At 43.0% G+C, this 16,267-nt stretch carries 15 protein-coding genes and 1 pseudogene; 6 read left to right on the top strand and 10 right to left on the bottom strand.

Going from position 1 to position 16,267, the window contains the following annotated elements; translation table 11 throughout:
• Positions 1 to 172: 172 nt before the first annotated feature.
• The 4 genes from THEPK_RS07640 to THEPK_RS07625 all read left to right on the top strand — a co-directional run bounded on the left by THEPK_RS07640 (position 173) and on the right by THEPK_RS07625 (position 2,726).
• Positions 173 to 445 carry a hypothetical protein gene (locus THEPK_RS07640; RefSeq protein ID WP_156882132.1) on the top strand — a complete coding sequence of 91 codons (273 nt, stop codon included), beginning with the start codon at positions 173 to 175 and terminating at the stop codon, positions 443 to 445.
• A 67-nt stretch (positions 446 to 512) separates the two neighbouring features.
• Positions 513 to 968, top strand: a complete 456-nt coding sequence (locus THEPK_RS07635) for a PadR family transcriptional regulator (protein WP_042700241.1) — start codon at positions 513 to 515, stop codon at positions 966 to 968.
• 1 nt (position 969) lies between these two features.
• Positions 970 to 1,950 carry an ATP-binding cassette domain-containing protein gene (locus THEPK_RS07630; protein WP_042700239.1) on the top strand — a complete coding sequence of 327 codons (981 nt, stop codon included), beginning with the start codon at positions 970 to 972 and terminating at the stop codon, positions 1,948 to 1,950.
• A gap of 5 nt (positions 1,951 to 1,955) precedes the next feature.
• Positions 1,956 to 2,726, top strand: coding sequence for an ABC transporter permease (locus THEPK_RS07625; protein ID WP_042700236.1), 771 nt, complete (start codon positions 1,956 to 1,958; stop codon positions 2,724 to 2,726).
• Positions 2,727 to 2,739: 13 nt separating this feature from the next.
• Here the strand turns inward: THEPK_RS07625 and THEPK_RS07620 are convergent, their stop codons facing one another.
• Positions 2,740 to 3,954 (bottom strand): phosphoglycerate kinase, encoded by a 1,215-nt coding sequence (locus THEPK_RS07620; RefSeq protein ID WP_042700234.1) that lies wholly within the window; start codon positions 3,952 to 3,954, stop codon positions 2,740 to 2,742.
• A gap of 127 nt (positions 3,955 to 4,081) precedes the next feature.
• On the opposite strand from THEPK_RS07620, the gene THEPK_RS07615 reads away from it, so the two are divergent.
• A complete protein-coding gene (locus THEPK_RS07615) occupies positions 4,082 to 6,235 on the top strand; it encodes a restriction endonuclease (RefSeq protein ID WP_042700232.1) in 2,154 nt (717 codons plus the stop codon).
• On the opposite strand, the gene THEPK_RS07610 is transcribed toward THEPK_RS07615, so the two are convergent.
• The 9 genes from THEPK_RS07610 to THEPK_RS07570 all read right to left on the bottom strand — a co-directional run bounded on the left by THEPK_RS07610 (position 6,236) and on the right by THEPK_RS07570 (position 15,934).
• A complete protein-coding gene (locus THEPK_RS07610) occupies positions 6,236 to 6,847 on the bottom strand; it encodes a hypothetical protein (RefSeq protein ID WP_042700230.1) in 612 nt (203 codons plus the stop codon). It lies immediately after the preceding gene.
• A gap of 93 nt (positions 6,848 to 6,940) precedes the next feature.
• Positions 6,941 to 8,908, bottom strand: coding sequence for a metallophosphoesterase (locus THEPK_RS07605; RefSeq protein WP_042700228.1), 1,968 nt, complete (start codon positions 8,906 to 8,908; stop codon positions 6,941 to 6,943).
• A 67-nt stretch (positions 8,909 to 8,975) separates the two neighbouring features.
• Positions 8,976 to 9,353: a hypothetical protein gene (locus THEPK_RS07600; protein ID WP_042696758.1), complete on the bottom strand. Its 378-nt coding sequence runs from the start codon at positions 9,351 to 9,353 to the stop codon at positions 8,976 to 8,978.
• Between the two features lie 50 nt (positions 9,354 to 9,403).
• Positions 9,404 to 9,826 carry a hypothetical protein gene (locus tag THEPK_RS07595; RefSeq protein ID WP_042697770.1) on the bottom strand — a complete coding sequence of 141 codons (423 nt, stop codon included), beginning with the start codon at positions 9,824 to 9,826 and terminating at the stop codon, positions 9,404 to 9,406.
• A 14-nt stretch (positions 9,827 to 9,840) separates the two neighbouring features.
• The gene (locus THEPK_RS07590; RefSeq protein ID WP_042700222.1) at positions 9,841 to 10,443 is read right to left on the bottom strand and encodes a DUF447 domain-containing protein; all 603 of its coding nucleotides are present in this window, start codon (positions 10,441 to 10,443) and stop codon (positions 9,841 to 9,843) included.
• 28 nt (positions 10,444 to 10,471) lie between these two features.
• Positions 10,472 to 11,536 (bottom strand): ABC transporter ATP-binding protein, encoded by a 1,065-nt coding sequence (locus tag THEPK_RS07585; RefSeq protein WP_042700220.1) that lies wholly within the window; start codon positions 11,534 to 11,536, stop codon positions 10,472 to 10,474.
• 9 nt (positions 11,537 to 11,545) lie between these two features.
• A complete protein-coding gene (locus THEPK_RS07580; RefSeq protein WP_042700219.1) occupies positions 11,546 to 13,390 on the bottom strand; it encodes an ABC transporter permease in 1,845 nt (614 codons plus the stop codon).
• On the bottom strand, positions 13,387 to 14,784 hold the full coding sequence (locus tag THEPK_RS07575) for an ABC transporter substrate-binding protein (protein WP_042700217.1): 1,398 nt from the start codon (positions 14,782 to 14,784) through the stop codon (positions 13,387 to 13,389). Before THEPK_RS07575 ends, THEPK_RS07580 begins: the two co-directional genes overlap by 4 nt.
• A gap of 91 nt (positions 14,785 to 14,875) precedes the next feature.
• Positions 14,876 to 15,934 (bottom strand): CGP-CTERM sorting domain-containing protein, encoded by a 1,059-nt coding sequence (locus THEPK_RS07570; RefSeq protein WP_042700215.1) that lies wholly within the window; start codon positions 15,932 to 15,934, stop codon positions 14,876 to 14,878.
• Positions 15,935 to 16,012: 78 nt separating this feature from the next.
• Here THEPK_RS07570 and THEPK_RS13100 point away from each other — a divergent pair.
• Positions 16,013 to 16,267: pseudogene (locus tag THEPK_RS13100) on the top strand (IS982 family transposase); the annotation flags it as partial.

The following is a 16,267-nucleotide window of genomic DNA, read 5'->3' as shown; positions in this document are numbered from 1 at the left end:
AAAAAGGGCAGGATAGAAGTTCAGGCAATAACGAGAATCCTGCCGGGTTTACTGTATCCGGTTGCTGTGAAGATCACAACTTCTGAGAAACGAGCTGATTGAACTCCTGCCGGGGGGTTCTGGGAATTTTTATGCTGATGGGGCTTATGATTCAAAGAAAGTTCTGAACACTGTGGTGGAAAAGGGTTATCGGCCGATTGTTAAGAAAACTAAGAACGCTCCAGGTGGTTTTGGTAGTAAGAAGAGAGACAGAGTGTTTTCTGAAGAAGAGTACAGGCATAGGAATCCTCATGAGGGGTTCTGGGGTGCGTTTACAACGTGGTTTGGCAGTAGGATCCCCTGTTTTCTGAAAAAGACTACTGTAACCCGAATCCTGCTTGGGGTAATGTGTTATGGTCTGAAAATCCTCCTCAGAGTCAAATACTGTTTAAATAACAGGGGGTGAAACTAAACACGCCCTTTTTAGGGACAAAGTTTATAAAGATATATCTTTTGATATATCTGGTGATATAATGGAAAGGCCAAAATATAGGGGATATTTGAAGCTTCTTATCCTTCATTTGCTTGAGGAGAAGCCTCTACACGGCTATGGTATAATGGCGGAGCTTGAGAAAAGATACGAAATACCGAGCCCAAGTGCTGGAGCAATTTATCCTTTGCTGGCTAATTTAAAGAAAAACAAGCTTATTGAGGTTGTTGAGACAGAAAAAAGAGAGAAAAAACTCTATAGGATTACGGAGAAGGGAAGGAGTTATCTTCAAGAGCATCAAAATGAGCTGAGGGAGGCTCTTGAGAAGGTTAATCGTTTTAAAGAATTTTCTAGACTTGGAGGCAGGAAGTTGTTTAAAACAATAAGAGAAATTATGGAAGTTTTGCCCTCACTTTCGGAGTCTCAAAAGGCTGAAATCTCGGAAGAAATTGAGAATTTTACGAAGAGAATAAAGCTGATACTTCTCGGAGGTGAGTAGAATGTATGCCATTGAAGTTGAGAATCTCGTCAAGAAATATGGTGACTTTGAGGCTGTAAAGGGGATTTCCTTTAAGGTTAAGAGAGGAGAAATATTTGCCTTTTTGGGGCCGAATGGTGCGGGTAAAACAACTACGGTTCACGTTCTAACTACTCTCCTAAAATTGACCTCGGGAAAGGCCATTGTAGCTGGACATGACGTGGTTAAGGAACCAATGGAAGTGAGAAAGAGGATAGGAATAGTGTTTCAAGATCCAAGCCTTGATAGGGAGCTGACTGCTTATGAAAACATGTATATTCACGGAAGGATATATGGATTGGGAGGGAATGAGCTTAAAAACAAAATAGAGGAGCTTTTGAAGTTTGTGGAGCTTTGGGAGTTTAGAAATAAGCCTGTAAAATATTTCTCAGGTGGTATGCAGAGAAGACTTGAAATTGCAAGGGCTCTTCTTCACGAGCCTGAAGTGTTATTTTTGGATGAGCCGACAATAGGGCTTGACCCTCAAACAAGAGCCCACATCTGGGACTACATCAAAGCCATGAAGGAAGAGCATAACATGACGATCTTCCTAACCACCCATTATATGGATGAAGCGGAGCAGTTAGCGGATAGGATAGCGATTATGGATCATGGCAAGATAATTGCTGAAGGAACAGCAGAGGAGCTCAAAAAGCTTGTCGGTAATGATGTTATATATCTCAAACTTGAGGCTCCAGAAGACCTCAAGTGTCTCAAGGCTGAATTCATTAGAGGATGCAAACTTTTATCGGATGGAAGGGTTAGACTTGAAGTTGTAAACGCCGCAGAAGCTTTGCCTAAGATATTTGATCTTGCTAAGGAGCGAAATGTGAAAATTGTCGAGGTAACTTACCACAGACCAACGCTTAACGACGTCTTTCTGTACCTGACGGGAAGGGAGATTAGGGATGAAGAGGAGACAAATACTTTGGCATCAATGATAAGGATGAGAATGAGGAGGTGAAGTAAATGAGGGCTTTAACAACAATGGCATACAGACAGATCAAGCGATTTACACGGGCACGCTCAAGAGTTGTGGGAATGATAGTTAACCCATTAATATGGCTCGTGTTCTTCGGGCTTGGATGGAGTAAGGTTTTCGACAATCCAATGGCTAGGGCAATATTTGGAGGCGTTGACTACCTAACGTTTCTCGCTCCGGGTATATTTGCAATGACGATCTTCAATCAGAGCTTTATAGGTGGAGTCAGCGTCATATGGGACAAGCAGTTTGGCTTTCTCAAGGAAGTTTTGGTAGCTCCGGCTTCCAGAAAGGAAGGGATACTGGGCAGAATCCTTGGCGATTCATTGGTGACCTTGACACAGGGGACGATAATTCTCCTCTTGACGTTCCTCTTAGCGGAGAACCTTAAAATTAGTGGTATCTTGCCGGCTTTGGGAGTTGGATTTCTCCTCGCGGTTGCATTTTCAGGATTCGGAGTTATCTTAGCCTTGAGGATGGAGAGCATGGAAGGATTCCAGATGATAATGATGGTTCTCATGCTGCCTTTAATCTTTCTCAGTGGTGCAATGTACCCAATAGACACAATGCCCTCATGGATGAGAGCCTTAGCTTACATCAACCCCTTAACCTACGCAGTTGATGGAGCAAGACATTTCCTTGTTGGAGAAAACGTAACAAAATTTGCCCTAACAACTGACGTTGGAGTACTGGCGTTGCTGGCTCTTTTCCTTGTGGGAGTAGCCATGATTGAATTTGAAAAAGCTACAATAGGTTGATTTTAGCTTTTTCCTATTTTTCATAGCTTATTTTAAGTGCCTCAACAAGAGGAAGTTTTTCTCCAGCAAAAAAGGCTAACATTGCTCCACCGCCCGTGCTTATATGGGAGATTCCCTTTATGTTGTACTTGTATATGCTTGCTATTGAATGTCCCCCACCAACAACTGAGAATGCCTCACTCTCTCCTATGGCCTTAAAGACTTCTACAGTGCCCTTTGAAAACTCTTCTATCTCAAAGACCCCCATAGGACCGTTTGCAACTATTATAGCAGCCTCCTGAAGTATTTCTCGATACTTTTCTATTGTTCTGCTTCCTATGTCCATGATCGGTTTCTCGTCAAAAATCCATTTTTTATCGCTCAACAGATCTATTTCGACTCTCTCACCTTTGTATTCAACTGCAAAATCTACTGGAGTTCTTACGTAAGGATAAAACTCATTCAGTATCTTTTCCGCCCAATCTACGAGTTTTATTAATCCTCTTTTCTCAAGAAAGCTTATGTTCGCATCCCCAAGATCAAACCCCTTTGCCAGAGTGAAGATTTGACCCACTAAACCGCCTGTTAAAATCAAGTCGGCTTTTCCGTTCCTCAAAACATTTTCTGCAACTCTAAGGGAGTCCTCAACTTTTGCTCCACCTAATACATAGATTTTGGGTTTTTCCTCGCTTTCATATGCCTTATTCAATGCTTTTAGTTCTCTCTCCATTAAAAATCCGGGTATCATTGGTTTTAACCTTGCAAAGCCGACCAAAGATGGCTGTGATCGATGAGCTGCGGCGAATGCGTCTGTAACTACGTAATCTATCAGGGGGCTAAGCTTCCTAACGAAATACGTATTCTCACACTTTTCTAAGGGAGCTTGTTTGGTTTCCTCTGCCGCAAATCTGAGGTTCTCCAACATAAGTATTTCACCGGGTTTTAAAGAGGCTATCGCTTCCCTTGCACATTTTCCAAAGACATCTTCCACATATTTTACTTCAATACCTAGCAGGGAGCTTAGTATTTCGGCATGCTGTTCAGTGGTTAGGTAGTCTTCTTCATAGGGCTTGCTCTGATGAGTTCCAACAACAACCTTTGCATTGTGTTCGAGTAGGTACCTTACGGTGGGTAAAACACCCCTAAATCGGGCATCGCTGATTATCTTTCCATTTTTGACAGGTGAATTTAAATCCGCCCTAAAAAAGACTGTTTTCCCGTGATAGTTAAATTCTGTCAGCTTAAACATTTTCTCACCTGAGAGAATGTAAATGAGAAATGGTTAAAAGATTATTTTAAACACCAATGGTGATAGGCGTATTATGCAAAACTAATTTATATGAAAAACCCCTATTTTATTATGTGAGCGTGATACTATGGAATGGACGTTGGAAATATTGAACTTTGCCTCTGATGAGGATATAATTCGTATCGTTCAACGACTCATTGAATCCTTGGGGTTTAAAGAAGCCGAGAGAGTAAGAACTGAAGAGTGGAAAATCGACTTCATAGCCTTACGTGAGGATCCAATATCTGGACTTGAGAAGTATGCAATAAAGGTAAAAACAAAAGGGTTAGCATCTTCTAAGGAAGTTGAAGAATTTGCAGAGGCCATCATAAAAGCTAAAGCAGATAGAGGGATTTTTCTTTCTGTTAGTGGATTCACAAAAGATGCAAAAGTGCTCCTGGGGAGAGAGTACAAGGGGAAAATAATTCCTTGGGATGGAGAGAGGTTTGTTAAGGAATTAAATGACAGGGAAATTCCAGTACCCCATGAGTTAGTTGAAAGGCTCAAAAAGGAGAAAATGGAGAAAGAAGAAGAGGCCAAAAGAAGGGGCATGTTGAAGGTTATACGTTTGGATGCACCATTGTTATACTCGTTTTCACCCAATAAAGTTCTTGAAATGGTCATGTCGCTTATGGAATCTCGGTATAAAACAAAACGAGAGGATATTTTCCTAGAAGAGCTGGTAGTTGAGCTTTCTACCGGCTATATAATTCTGTGGTCTGCTAAAAAAGAGGCAGAGGAGGTAAAAGACAAAGCAGTAATTTTGTCAAAGGAAGAAGTAATCCCTTTTGTAAGCAGAGACGTTGAATTGGAAAGAAAAGTATCAAGAGCCCTCTTGGAAAGCGAGTCTGCAATAAAAGCTAGTGAAGTTGAAATAACATCCCCCATTTCTCAAAATGAGGCGGTGATAGCTCTCAAATTAAAACTTGCAGATGGACTTGAGATTCCCCAAACGAATATCTATCTAAGTTCTAGAAGGAAGGTTTATGTCCCGAATAGAGCTCTATTGACACTCAAAGTGGGCATAAATTCTGCCAAGGCTGAAGTCGATCTTAAAACGAATGACATCAAAGTAGACATAACCCCTCTTCCAAAGGAAAAGCTCATTGAAATAGCCAGAGAAGAGTGCAAAAAATCTCTCGGAGAGAACCCAGAAGAAATTTCTGTAGAGGAAAAAGATTCCGTAGCTATTATAAGTGGACAAACTAAGCGGTTTGTTTTTGGGATTGCTTTGCACGTCTACAGTGGTAGGATTATGAAAAGAAAGTCAAAAATGAAACGGGAGGCAATATTCTCGGAGGTTGCCAAGCTGTATCCTGAAGGAGAGGTCGTCTTCTTTGATGAAAAAGAAAATAGGGCAATAACCGATGTCATGACTCCAAAGGGAGTTGTGGTTCTTGAATTCAACTTGGAAAATGGCGAACACACAGTAACTGCAAATCTACTTCACCCTTACCAGATCGCAAATTCCGCCAAGAGCCTTCTTGAAAAGAATTTTGACATGAAGGGGCTTAAGCTTGTTGACTTTAAGTTCCATGATGCAACTCAGTTAGAGATACTCCTTGAGAGTAATGATGGGAAGATCAAGGTGAATGCCGATGGGAAAACAGGGGACATAATAGATTATTTCGTTGAGATAAGTCCCCAGAAAGCTAGGGAAATAATCCTTCAGAAATATGGTGGGTGGAGTATAAAGAAGCTGGATAGGAAGAGTGACACCTATGAGGTGGAACTTGAGAACAAAAGAGCTCTTCTGAGAATATCCCTCAGCAAAGATGGGAAAATCCTGACCGAAGTAGACAGGCAGCTGAAAATTGAGGTAGTACAGGAGATAGCAAAGAAGTTTCTGGAAGAGAAAGGAATACCTGCAGCCATAAAGGAAATAACACTTGATGACAATTGGAAAGTTAAGTTTGTTGGAGAAGAAAGAGTGGGGGAGCTTTTGATAGGAAGAAGTTCTGGGGAAATATTAAAGAGTGATGTTTTTCTGACTGAGATGGCGATTGAAGAGAACTATAAGAGGCATGTCCGTGAGAAGTTCAATGAAACGAGTCTCAATACGGAGAGGATAGTTGTTTACAAGGAAAAGGGATATGCAGTGATAAAACTAATAGGCAACGAGTCTATTTACTATGCGAAGATAGATCTGAGGAATGGTAAAATTTTGGAGGAGGATAATCTGCCCAATAAGGGACTAATGGCAAAGATAAAGAAAGTGCAACTAGAGGCAAAATATAAATAATTAGGTCATCAAAAGGCTTTCGATTAATCTTATTGTCTCTACTATTTTTGTCTCTGGCACTTCTTCCTCAGGCAGTTCAATATTTATTACGAGTCTTTCTTCTTGTGTCTCTTCGTCCAATCCATAAACTTCGAGCTCCTCTACGTCCACATCTTCAAAGAAGTTCTCAATCTCCGGGCTTATTACCTTTTTGTCGTTTCCGTAAACCTCTACCCTGATGAGGTCGTCTTTGGATGAAGCAACAACCGCTATTTCGTAATCACCAATTTTCTTTGTGAATTTGATCATATTTCCATAGCCCAGAACCTCTTCGGTAAATCCAAGCTTTTTCATAACTCCCCTTATTCTCTCAATCTTTGCTTTCATCCTGTTCAGTATCTTCTCTCTTAATTTATAGCTCTCTTCAAGGGCTTTTTTTATACCTTCACCAGCCTTCTCTACCTCGCCCTCCCATATTCCAATTATCTTTATCCCAGAAGAATTTGGTTTAAGCTCGATTTTTAAATTCTCGACATCAAAATCCCTTAAATCCTCAATCTTGAGCTCGCTAAGGTTGAGTATCTCAAATTCGATTCTAACTAAATTGCCAAAAGCTTTCCCCTTAAATTTCAAAGGGCATCACCCAGAAGGGGGGAGGTAAGTATGTTTAAAAACTCTTCTATAGGAGAGCTGTATACGAAACGAAAATAATAAAAAAGAAAGCTGTCATTTCTTTCTTCTAAATAGCGCAAGCGGGATTATGGAGAATGCTAGAATCGCTGCGGGCCCGCACGTTGATTTGCTCTCTGTTGTGGATGTGGTTTGGCTTGTAGTTTGTGTTCCGCCAACGGTCATCTCGAATGTTGCTTTGTTTCCATAGAAGTCTACGGCTACTGCTCTTATGACGTATTCATCCGCATCAACTCCTGGAATCTCTGCCATAAAGTAATCTGCTTGCCCCCCACTTGCCTGTACTGCTGGGTATGTTGTAACTTTTCCATTGGCTTCTATCTCCACGTAGATATCTCTAATTCCGAGATTGTCCTTGGCACTTATGTAGACCTTAAATGGTTTTCCTTTTACTGGTTTTGAAGGAGTCAAGTAGGGGATGCTTATCTCGGGCTTTTCTGTGTCCTTGCCCTTGCTTATTACGAGCTGGGATACTCCTTCAGGAACAACTATTTCAAACAGCTCGTAAGTCTTGTCTCCGATCTTTCTTTCCCCAAGAAGCTTGTAAGTGACATTTGTAACGCTGGCATCAACTTGTGCTCCCTCTGGGACTTCTATGGCAAACTTTCCGCTCTCTTCTCCGAGTAGATTTATGAACTTCACGGCACTTCCAAAGTCCGTTGTCCACCTAAATGTGATGAACTCCTGGGGAACTGGAAGGGATATGAAGTCGTTGAAAAGCGTTCCGAACATCTCTTCAACCGCTGGCAACCTAACGTTTCCGTTTTCGTCTATTTCAACTATGTTTGAGCCATACCATGTTGGGCTGTAATCTGGCTTTGATGCAGGGTTAGTTTCTTTGTCTGGTGCTCCCGTTGATGTTAACGTAACAAACCAGTGCTCGTTGCCGTTTTTATCTACGTAGATGTGAAGCTTGTCGTGGTGGATGTGTCCGCTCATAACAAGCTTTATGTTATACTTCTCCACATCTTGAAGGAATCTCCTTGCTATGTCTTCGGTTGTTTTCTCCGGCCCACCGATCCAGTAATAGCCGACATATTGGGTGAGGTTTGCCCAGTCTTTGTCGTCAAACGCTGTGAAACCTTCAATTCTTCCTCCAATCCACCCTTGGGGAGCGGAGTACCAGTATGGATGGTGGACAATCACTATTGGAATCTTATCCGGATGTTCTTCAAGGACTTTCTCCATCCACTCAAGTTGATCCATGTAGGGATGGGCTTCGTCTCCATGGGAATTCAGGGCTATAATAAGGAACTTTCCTATGGTGAGGTAATAGTCGGTTGGACCTATCAGCTTGGGGTAGTAGTTTGGTGGGTCATCGTGGTTTCCTTTGACTATTATCGTTGGCCTCCCTGTAGCGGCTGCTCTAGAGATTATGTCAAAGAGCATTTTGTATCCTTTGCTGTCTCCGGCGGTATCAACAACGTCTCCAGTGCTTATTATAACATCCACTCTATCGTCCATGCTCCAATAGGTGTAAGCACTATCGGTAGCAACGTAACTGTGGAGAGGGACAATTAAACCTCCGTCACAAAGCTCCTGTATTTTCTTGATATCCCTCTGGAAGTATTCTCCACATACATAGCCGAATTTGGTTCCGCTTGTGACGTGGGTATCGCTCAAATGGGCAATCCTAAGCACCTTTGGATATTCTTTGAGAACCCACACGCCGTTAGGTATGATGACCTCTCCTTTGTTTGACTTGACTTGAAGGAAATACACATCTGGAACAACGTTTTCAGGTATTTTGGCTTTTATTGTATTTCCCTTTTCCAGGATTTCAAGCTTGTATGGGCCGTTCATAACAGAAACAATTGTAATCTCAGTAATGTCAACGCCTTCTTGGGGTTGTATTTCTATTGTTTCCCCCGGAAGTGCTATAGCAGGGGCTCCGGGCATCGGCATCTTTAGGATATCTCCGGGAAGTGCTTCTGCACTTGCCGGGTTTACATTAATCAAGGACAAAGTCAGAAACGCCAGCAAAAACGCGAGTATTCGCTTCATGACATCACCGAAATAATAGAGAAGTCAAACGTTAAAAAAGTTATCACCCCTTCGGGCGTGTTTAGTTTCACCCCCTGTTATTTAAACAGTATTTGACTCTGAGGAGGATTTTCAGACCATAACACATTACCCCAAGCAGGATTCGGGTTACAGTAGTCTTTTTCAGAAAACAGGGGATCCTACTGCCAAACCACGTTGTAAACGCACCCCAGAACCCCTCATGAGGATTCCTATGCCTGTACTCTTCTTCAGAAAACACTCTGTCTCTCTTCTTACTACCAAAACCACCTGGAGCGTTCTTAGTTTTCTTAACAATCGGCCGATAACCCTTTTCCACCACAGTGTTCAGAACTTTCTTTGAATCATAAGCCCCATCAGCATAAAAATTCCCAGAACCCCCCGGCAGGAGTTCAATCAGCTCGTTCTCAGAAGTTGTGATCTTCACAGCAACCGGATACAGTAAACCCGGCAGGATTCTCGTTATTGCCTGAACTTCTATCCTGCCCTTTTTTTATTTGTGATAATGGTTGAGTCTGCTTGAGTGCTGGCGTAGGGTAATTTCTGGAGTTTTTTCAGGAGGTGGTTTGTCAGTTCTTCGAGGTTCAGCTTTTTCTCCCAGTTGTGGAGGGTTGAGTAGTGAATGTTTGCTCCGAAGAATTTTCTGCCGTAGTGCTGGGCGTCTCTGAGGGGTAGGTTGTAGTATTGTTTAAAGAGGAGTATTGCCAGTATTGTTTTTACTGGAAATTTTTTGGATTTTGGCAGGTTCTTCAGCTTTCCTTCTGATTCGAAGTCTGCTAAAACGTCAAGAATTGCGAATGCCACGCTTTCAGGGTCTTTGAGTCTGTGATCCCATCTGGGGATCACGACAACCACCTGAAAGAATTCAGCAAAAACCCTAATAAAGGTTACTATAAACACGCCCTCACCCCTTCTCAGGGGTTCCATCTCAAAGCTGCAGTTGCAAACCCCATAATCTTCTCTGCGAGTTCGCTATTGCCTCCAAGCTTTTTGTAAAGCCGATAACTTTCCCAAATCTTTGAGTAGAGCTTTTGAGATTCTCCTACATTCAATGATCTAGTTGTCACATACAGCCTTGTGAGGTGTATGGCCATCTCCAGCAGGTAGAAGTCAACCCGGCTGGGAGGGGGCAAGAATAATGGGTGTATATCTTCATATGTTGGAATCAGTGAACACTCCAAAATACGTGCTTTCCCCAATTTGTCTTCGATCTCCTTCTCGGAAAATTTTATCCTTCCTTCTATGCTGGGAAGCCCCTTGATTTTCCTGATGGGAACTGATTTTGCATCTTCGAACTCAACTTCAACCGGCAGATTTAGGGCGGTTTTTACCAGCAGTTCAACGTCCCATGTTATGTGAATCGCTCCATAGGGATATTCCTTTATATCTCTGGCACTCTTCCCCTCAAAAAGCTTGAAATTCAGTCTCTTGTTTTTTCTGGTAACCCCAACTGGAGTTATGTTTGACTTGGTTACAAGGAGGACTTCGTAGATCTTTCCCTCTTTTAAAATTTCCATTGCTCAACCCCCAAAGGAAAAAAGAGAATCAGAGGTTTTGTTTGGGAAGCACAAGGACATCGTTTCTGTCTATGTAGAAGGTCACTTCCCCTTGGGGTCTTAGATGGGCAACGTCCTTGTCATTTATTGTTCTGGCAATTATTCTAGTTTCTCCAAACAGTCCAACGACTTCAATGAAAAATCCGTAGTATTCTATAAGGTTGACTTTGCCCGTTATTGCCACGGCATTTTCGATGGGGTGTAAGCTGATGCGCTCTGGTCTTATCACTATGACAACTTTGTCACTTTTGTCTTTGTATGTAAGCCCATCAAGTCTGAAGTTTTCAAATTCAACCGTTACTTTATCTCCCTCTCTTTCCACAACTTCAGCTGGAATTACGTTGGTTTTTCCCATAAACGATGCGACAAACTCGGTTTTTGGCTCTTCGTAGATTTCCTTTGGTGTGCCCACCTGCTCTATCTGCCCTATGTTCATCACGGCTATCCTATCGCTTATTGCCATTGCTTCTTCCTGATCGTGAGTGACATAGAGAACTGTGATTCCAAGCTCCCTTTGTATTCTTCTTATTTCCGATCTCATCTCCAGCCTAAGTTTTGCGTCCAGATTTGAGAGGGGCTCGTCAAGCAGAAGTAGCTTTGGCTCTACTACTAGGGCTCTTGCTATCGCAACTCTCTGCTGCTGACCGCCACTGAGCTGTGTGGGGTATCTGTCCTCGTATCCTTGGAGTTTAACCAACTCAAGGACCCATTTTACTCTTCTTTCGATTTCCTGCTTGGGGAGCTTTCTTATTTTGAGTCCATAAGCAATGTTGTCGTAAACTGTCATGTGGGGCCATAATGCGTAGTTCTGGAAAACCAGGACGGCTCCCCTTTCACTTGAGCTTTTGTAGGTCACTTCTTCATCATCGAAGTACAGATGCCCTTCGTCGGGGAAATCTAAGCCTGCGATTATCCTCAATGTGGTCGATTTTCCACACCCACTAGGCCCGAGCAGTGTAAATAGCTCTCCGTGTTTTATGTGAAGATCGATACCTTTCAGGGCAACGGTTTCACCGAAAGTTTTCACTATGCCCTCAAGCCTGACCTCAACCATATTCTCACCTCATGTTAGCCCAATGAAGGAGTATCTTTGCTTTGTGATTATATTAACTACCACAATAGCAGTTATCTGCACAACTATCAAGAGAACACCTAATGCTGCTGCTATGTTTATACTGCCCGCTGCGGACATCAGGACTTCTTTCATGAATGCCGTTATTGGTGCCTGTTCCATGTTTATTGAACCAAGGGTTATTCCAACGCTTGTTTCGCTCATTGAATAAACAAAGCTCAGCATTGCTCCTCCAAAAGCGTTCAGAGATATCAGCGGCAACAAAATTCCAATTATCGTTTTCCATCTTGAGGCGCCGAGGTTCATGGAGGCTTCTTCTAGAGAAACATGAACCTGCTGCAGGCCAGCATAAACGGATCTTGCTGCAAACGGGAGCCTTCTTATAGAGTAAGCAAGTATCAACACCAGTGCCGGGTTAAATCCATAGAGCGATGTTGGATTTAGTGGTGAGTTCTCTGGGGTTATTGCTGAGAAGAAATAGAAGTATCCCATTGCTACCACGATTCCCGGTACCGCAATTGGGAGTATCACTATGCTCTCAAGGACGGGACTTAGAATGCCTTTGAATCTGCTTGTAGCGTAGGATGAGGTTATTGAGAGCAGTACTATGAGAATTACAGCTGCTCCGGAGTAGACAAGGCTGTTTACAATAAACCTTCTCACGTCGGGGTTCAGTATCATTTCTTTGATGTAGTCAATTGTGAATCCCTGCGGAAGGACGGTTGTGGTCCATCTTTCTGAAAAAGCAAGCATGACCACACCCAATTGTGGGAAGATTGTGATTAACAACACTGGGAGGAGGACTAAGTAGATCAAAAGGGTCTGCCATGGTTTTGGCTCGCTTATTCTTGGCTTCCATCTTCCGCCTTTACTTAACATTGCATACTGTCTCAAGCCCACGTACTTCCTTATGCCGAGGAAAGCAATTACTGCTAAGGCGAGCATTATTATTGAAAGGGCGGCTATTTCTGGGCTTCTTTCACCAAGACCATAGATGAACTTGCTGAATATCTGGTATGACATGAGCTTCTTGGCTAATGGGTCCCCATGGAAAACAACGGGTGCTGCTAAGTCCTCGAGGCTGAATATGAAGACCAGTGTTGCTCCCGCAGCGATTCCGGGGAGAGCAAGGGGGAACGTTACTGTTCTGAAGAGGTGGAATCCCCTGCTTCCAAGGTTTTCCGCCTGCTCCTCAAGGGTTGGGTCTATGTTGATAAAGCTCGCATAGGCGTTCAGGTAAACTATCGGGTAGTATGCCATAGCTTGAGCTAAAACCACACCGGCTAAACCGTCTATTTTAATCCTAAACGGAAGGATGTGGAGGACTTCGTGAAAGATGTAGTTTATAAGGCCATATTCGCTGAACATTTGCTTTATGACGTAGGCATTCACAAATGGAGTTACCAGCAGTGGGATGAAGAGGGCAATTCTAAAGAAATTCTTCCCTTTGAAGTTGTATCTCGCCATCACAAAGGCAAAGACAGTTCCTAATATTGCCGTAAGGAGCGTTACTAATATGGCGACAACAAGAGAGTTCAATACGACCCCGAAGTCTAGCCCTCTGATTAAATATAAGCTTTCTCCGGTGGAGGTCGCCAATTTTTGGGCAAACTCCCCTCGTGGGGGTATTTGGATATAGTAAGAATCGGTGAGTATGCTCTTAAACCAGTGGAGGGAAATATTTCCATCATACGTGAAGGCTATAAGCAGCATAGATAGAACGGGGACTATCAAAAACACTATCAGGTACAACAGTGGAAAAATATAAGAGAAAGCGACAAGGGGGTCGAACAGTGGAGTCCCAAACAGTCTCTCACTCCATTTGCTAACCTTCATCCTTGCACCTCCGCGAGGATGCTTTGATATTTCTCTCTTGCAGCATCTCTCCATTCTCGCATCAAGGTGTCTCTAAACGAAGCATCCTTTGCAAGTCTGTCGTTGATTTTTTCTGCGTATTCCTCTGTTAAGGTCACAATTTCTCCCGTATCTGGGTCTTTGAACTTTACAGGCTCAAGGAGCCTTGCTTTTAGCTCTTTGTATTTCTCTTCACTTATCTTTCCTTCTTTGTAGGCCTTAGCTAATGAAACCCATGCTCTGTGGAGCTCTTGGTTTGCATCGACTAATGTAGCCTTGAAATAGAGCTGCATTGAGTTTATTGTAGCTAGAGCTTTATTGTCGTCGAATTCTATTCCTTGTGTGGTTAGAGCGCTTTCATAAGCTTTCTTCAGGTCGGGTCTCTTTTGTCCTTCTGGAGTATCAAATACGCTTGGATTGACTGGTAATCTGTTTATCTCCTCATCAAGCCATATCTTTTGCCCTTCCGTTAGAACCCAGTAAATAAACGCCTGTGCAGCCTCTTTTTGTTTTGAATTCACAAGAAGGGCTATTGGGTCACCGTTTATAATGCTCTGTCCCTTTGGAATGATGTACTCACAAGAAGGATTCAACTTCATTGCAGTGTATCCGTAAAAGTCGATTGTACTTCCGACAGCTATGTCTCCTGCAATTACCGCTTCTCTAACGGCATCACTGGCGTCATAAATCTTTGAATTTGCAGCAATTAGCGTGAGAACCTTCCATCCTTCATCCCATCCAAAAGCCTGGAGAATTATCTGGTAAATCCTCGTATTTGAAGTACTTCTTGTTGGATCGGCAATTCCTACTTGAGGTGGATCCATGGCGAAGGTTTCACTTGCTATGTCCTCCCACCCTTGGGGAACAGGAAGGCTCCATCTCTCAAGAACATCATGGTTCACGGTAAATCCAAATGAAGATAAAGCAGCTGCAATCCAGTATACTTTTCCATCATCTCCTTTTCTTACCATGGGCATTCCAGCAATTGTTTCTTGGATTTGGGTGCCAATAAGCCCGAGAACATTTTGGTCTTCTATGGGAGCGAGGTAATTGTTCTTGAAGAGGTCATCAAAGAGTGTTGGCCCTCCTCCCCATCCAACGTCGGCTCCTTTTTCTATGTAGTCCGGCCACAGTGACTCATGAGCTTTTATAAACTTCACATCCTTGATGTTGTACTGTTTTGCTATATCGCTTTGGAGAAACATCTTCTTTGCCATTACCTGTATATTCACGTCGTGTCTTGTTAAAACTACAAGTGTTATTCCCTCTCCTCCAGTTTGTGTTCCTGTCTGGGTTCCTTCTCCGCCAATACATCCTGCGGCGACTGTACTGAGCAATACAATGATCAAAATCGAAAGGCTCGCAAATTTTTTCATCAAGCTTCACCCCTTTTGGAGTTCAGATGCCCATTTTTAAATTTTGCCATAAAGATGTTAAAATTAAACAAAAAGAATGGAAAGAGGAAAATCACTTCTTCCTTCTAAAGGCTAGTGGGATTAGGATTAGCCCTACTAAAGCCGCTGGGCCACAAACTCCTCCGCTGCTGGTTTCTGTTTTTGAGGCTTGCTCTAATGACCAGTGTATCATGTTTGTAACAAATGCTGGACCATCGAGGTCGACTCCATGGTATTGGGCTGACCAGGTTGGTTCATAGTCACCGTATGGGCTCTCACCGCTTACGATGAGGACGCTCTGCTTTCCGTTATCAAATTTAATTATTTCTGCCGCTAAGAGCGTAAAGACTCCTACGTCTCCAGCGCTGTATGCATATGCGGGAGGATCATTGTTCTCTACAATAGTACCGTCTTGTGAAGTCTTTACAATCCTATAAACGTTCTCTGGAATGTTTTCATCAACGAGTTTTTGCCAGTTTCCGTTGTCGTCTACCCACGCAACTACTGCGGGACCGTGGTAGAGGACTTTTCCTCCGTGCTGGAAGTTCTGGGTGATCTTTTCTTTGTCTGGGGTGTTGTCATCTGGCTGCACAAGACCAACAACTCTATAGGATGCCCCAGCGTTGCTTGTTGGATCTTCAACAGAACAGAGATCAATTCTTAAGTGTCCAACACCGAGCTGGTCAAGAAGGGCGTTGACAATATCTTGTGCCAGCACACCGCTACTACCATAGTCGCTATCAGCGGCAACCCAGAGAACTTTTCCACCTTGTTTGAACCACTCTGCAATGGCCTGGATTTCATCGGGTTGGAACGGGCTTGTTGGTTGGCCGAGGATAAGCATGTCAACGTTTGCAAGGGCATCGGCGGTTATCTTTTCTCCAAGGTGATTAATACCGAGCGTGTCTGCGGCCATCGGGTCACCAAAATAGCCCCATTCGACATCGGTAATGGTCTTTACAATTCCATGGGCAAGAGTCTTGTTAGTTCCGTATTCAAGCACATCCTCTGCAAGGTACTTCTCGTTTTCTCCGTGGGCTAAATCCACTGCAACTGTTGCTGCGCTGGCAAAAGCCATACCAAAAAGACCAAACAATACAAAAACTGAAATTAGTATCGAAAGCTTCCTCATGGCGTTCACCAAAGTATTTTAACCCTAGTTCCCATTAGATCGTTAGAGTTATAAGCACTTAAGTCTTTTGGTTGATTGGTGGTTGTTATGAACTTTCAGCAGGAAATCCTGATCATAAAAATCCGAAAATCTATCCGATAATCAGCAAACACTACCCGAAAAACACTCACAGGGAAATAATCAGCCTCTACGACCTAATAACCTTCGCAATACTAGCACACTTGCACTTTAACGGAGTTTTACAAGCACGCTTACAGAGTCCTAATCGAAGAAATGAAGCTGTTCCCCAAAATCAGGTACAACAAACTAACAGAACGCTTGAACAGGCACGAA

Source organism: Thermococcus sp. PK, from assembly GCF_000430485.1.
GTDB lineage: Archaea > Methanobacteriota_B > Thermococci > Thermococcales > Thermococcaceae > Thermococcus_A > Thermococcus_A bergensis.
The sequence above is the reverse complement of the archived record's forward strand: the minus strand, read 5'-3'. Positions and strand labels throughout refer to the sequence as shown.